The organism is Kitasatospora sp. NPDC059817 (assembly GCF_042731835.1).
GTDB lineage: Bacteria > Actinomycetota > Actinomycetes > Streptomycetales > Streptomycetaceae > Kitasatospora.
Genome location: NZ_JBHWIR010000152.1, coordinates 14,948 through 17,871, shown reverse-complemented (window position 1 = coordinate 17,871; position 2,924 = coordinate 14,948). Strand labels below are relative to the sequence as shown.

At 73.0% G+C, this 2,924-nt stretch carries 2 protein-coding genes; both read right to left on the bottom strand.

Annotated features, from left to right (window positions below; translation table 11 throughout):
• Nucleotides 1-120: 120 nt before the first annotated feature.
• Nucleotides 121-1,329 (bottom strand): methionine adenosyltransferase, encoded by a 1,209-nt coding sequence (gene metK, locus ACFV61_RS26740; RefSeq protein ID WP_063346752.1) that lies wholly within the window; start codon nucleotides 1,327-1,329, stop codon nucleotides 121-123.
• Nucleotides 1,330-1,479: 150 nt separating this feature from the next.
• Nucleotides 1,480-2,727 (bottom strand): bifunctional phosphopantothenoylcysteine decarboxylase/phosphopantothenate--cysteine ligase CoaBC, encoded by a 1,248-nt coding sequence (gene coaBC, locus ACFV61_RS26735; protein WP_380494312.1) that lies wholly within the window; start codon nucleotides 2,725-2,727, stop codon nucleotides 1,480-1,482.
• Nucleotides 2,728-2,924: the final 197 nt, after the last annotated feature.

The window sequence follows — 2,924 nt, the reverse complement described above, 5'->3', positions numbered from 1 at the left end:
ATCCCCCTCACCGCGGGGGTGCGCCGGCCCCCACTCACCCCCGGTCCACCCCGCCTCCCCCACCCCCGCCTCCCCCCCCCCGGGGGGGGGGGCGCCCCCGCTTCCGGACGATCAGGCCGTTCAGTCCTTCACGGCCGCCTTCAGCTGCTCCACGCGGTCGGTGCGCTCCCAGGTGAAGTCGGGCAGCTCACGGCCGAAGTGGCCGTACGCCGCGGTCTGGGAGTAGATCGGGCGCAGCAGGTCCAGGTCGCGGATGATCGCGGCCGGGCGCAGGTCGAAGACGTCGGTGACGGCCTTCTGGATGGACAGCACCGGCACGGTCTCGGTGCCGAAGGTCTCGACGAACAGGCCCACGGGCTCGGCCTTGCCGATCGCGTACGCGACCTGCACCTCGGCGCGGCGGGCGAGGCCGGCGGCGACGATGTTCTTCGCCACCCAGCGCATCGCGTACGCGGCCGAGCGGTCGACCTTGGACGGGTCCTTGCCGGAGAAGGCGCCGCCACCGTGGCGGGCCATGCCGCCGTAGGTGTCGATGATGATCTTGCGGCCGGTGAGGCCGGCGTCGCCCATCGGGCCGCCGATCTCGAAGCGGCCGGTCGGGTTCACCAGCAGGCGGTAGCCCTCGGTGACCAGCTTGATGCCCTGGTCGGCGAGCGCCTTCAGCTCGGGCTCGACCACGAACTCGCGGATGTCGGGGGTGAGCAGCGACTCCAGGTCGATGTCACTGGCGTGCTGGGTGGAGACCACCACGGTGTCGAGGCGGACGGCCTTGTCGCCGTCGTACTCGATGGTGACCTGGGTCTTGCCGTCGGGGCGCAGGTACGGGATGGTCCCGTTCTTGCGGACCTCGGTCAGGCGGCGCGAGAGGCGGTGCGCGATGGTGATCGGCAGCGGCATCAGCTCGGGCGTCTCGTCGGACGCGTAGCCGAACATCAGGCCCTGGTCGCCGGCGCCCTGCTTGTCCAGGTCGTCCTCGTCGCCTTCGACCCGAGCCTCGTACGCGGTGTCGACGCCCTGGGCGATGTCGGGCGACTGCGCGCCGATGGACACCGACACGCCGCAGGAGGCGCCGTCGAAGCCCTTCTTGGAGCTGTCGTAGCCGATCTCCAGGATCTTGTCCCGGACGAGCTGGGCGATCGGCGCGTACGCCTTGGTGGTCACCTCGCCGGCCACGTGCACCTGGCCGGTGGTGATGAGCGTCTCCACGGCGACCCGGGAGGTCGGGTCCTCTCGCAGGAGCGCGTCAAGGATGGTGTCGCTGATCTGGTCAGCGATCTTGTCGGGGTGTCCCTCGGTGACGGACTCCGAGGTGAACAGGCGGCGAGACACAGCGCTCCCTGGGGTTGCAGCGGCTGCTGACTGAAGGCCCCCGGCGAACCGAGGACATCCGGAAAGACTTGATTCCTGGAGTCTAACGGGATGCCTCCGCCGAACGTCACCCGCTTCCGGAAATCTCGACCGATCTCCAGCAGGGCTCGATCAGTCGCCGACCGTTTCCAGCCGCTTGACGACCAGGTCCCATACCACGTCCGCCAACGCCTCCTTCGGGCCCACCGGAACGGCCGTCTCGCTGCCGTCCGAGCCCAGCACCACGGCCTCGTTGACGTCCGTCCCGAAGGCCTTGCCGTTGCCCACCTCGTTGACGACCAGCAGGTCGCAGCCCTTGCGGGCGAGCTTGGCGCGGCCGTTGGCGAGCACGTCGTCGGTCTCCGCCGCGAAACCCACCACGAGTTGGCCCGAACGGGCGCGGTGCGCCGCCAGCTCGGCCAGGACGTCGGGGTTGCGGACGAGGGCGACCGGCGCCGGCTCGACGCCCTCGACCTTCTTGATCTTGCCGCTGGCGTACTCGGCGGGCCGGAAGTCCGCCACGGCCGCGGCCATGACCACGGCGTCGGCCGACGCCGCCGCCTCCAGCGCCGCCTCGCGCAGCTCCAGCGCGGTCGAGACGTGCACCACGTCGACGCCGGCCGGGTCGGCGAGCTCCGCGTTGGCCGAGACCAACGTCACGCGCGCCCCACGGGCCGCGGCCGTCACGGCCAGCGCGTAGCCCTGCTTGCCGGAGGAGCGGTTGCCCAGGAACCGCACCGGGTCCAGCGGCTCGCGGGTGCCGCCGGCCGAGACCACCACGTGCCGGCCCGCCAGGTCGGTCGGGGCGGCCCCGCCCCGGCGCAGCACGGCCCGGCAGGCGTCGAAGATCGCGGACGGCTCGGGCAGCCGCCCCTTGCCGGTGTCCTTGCCGGTGAGCCGCCCGACGGCCGGCTCCAGCACGATCACGCCGCGGCGGCGCAGCGTGGCGACGTTGTCCCGGGTGGCGGGGTGCTCCCACATCTCGGTGTGCATGGCGGGCGCCAGGACGACCGGACAGCGGGCGGTGAGCAGGGTGTTGGTGAGCAGGTCGTCGGCGAGGCCGTGGGCGGCCTTGGCGATCAGGTCGGCGGTGGCGGGGGCGACCACGACCAGGTCGGCCTGCTGGCCGATCCGCACGTGCGGCACCTCGTGCACGCGCTCCCAGGTCTCGGTGGCGGCCGGGCGGCCGGAGAGCGCGGCCCAGGTGGCCTCGCCGACGAAGTGCAGCGCGGCCTCGGTGGGCACCACGGTGACCTGGTGGCCGGACTCGGTGAACCGGCGGAGCAGCTCGCACGCCTTGTAGGCGGCGATGCCGCCGCTGACGCCGAGGGCGACGCGCGGCGCGTCCGCCGACCCGCTCCGGTCCGAAGTCGCGCTCATACTCCCGCTCTCCTCCACTCCTGGGACGTGCACACCCTACGGCCCCTCAGCCGCCGCGCGCACCGTGGTCGATCCCACAGCCCCCGGGAATGCCGAAGGGGGGGGCGGGGGGCCAGTGCCCCCCGGGCGCGCCCACAAAAACATGTCGCGCCCCCCCCCCGGGGGGGGGGTCGCGGCGGGGGGGGGCGCTGCCGCGG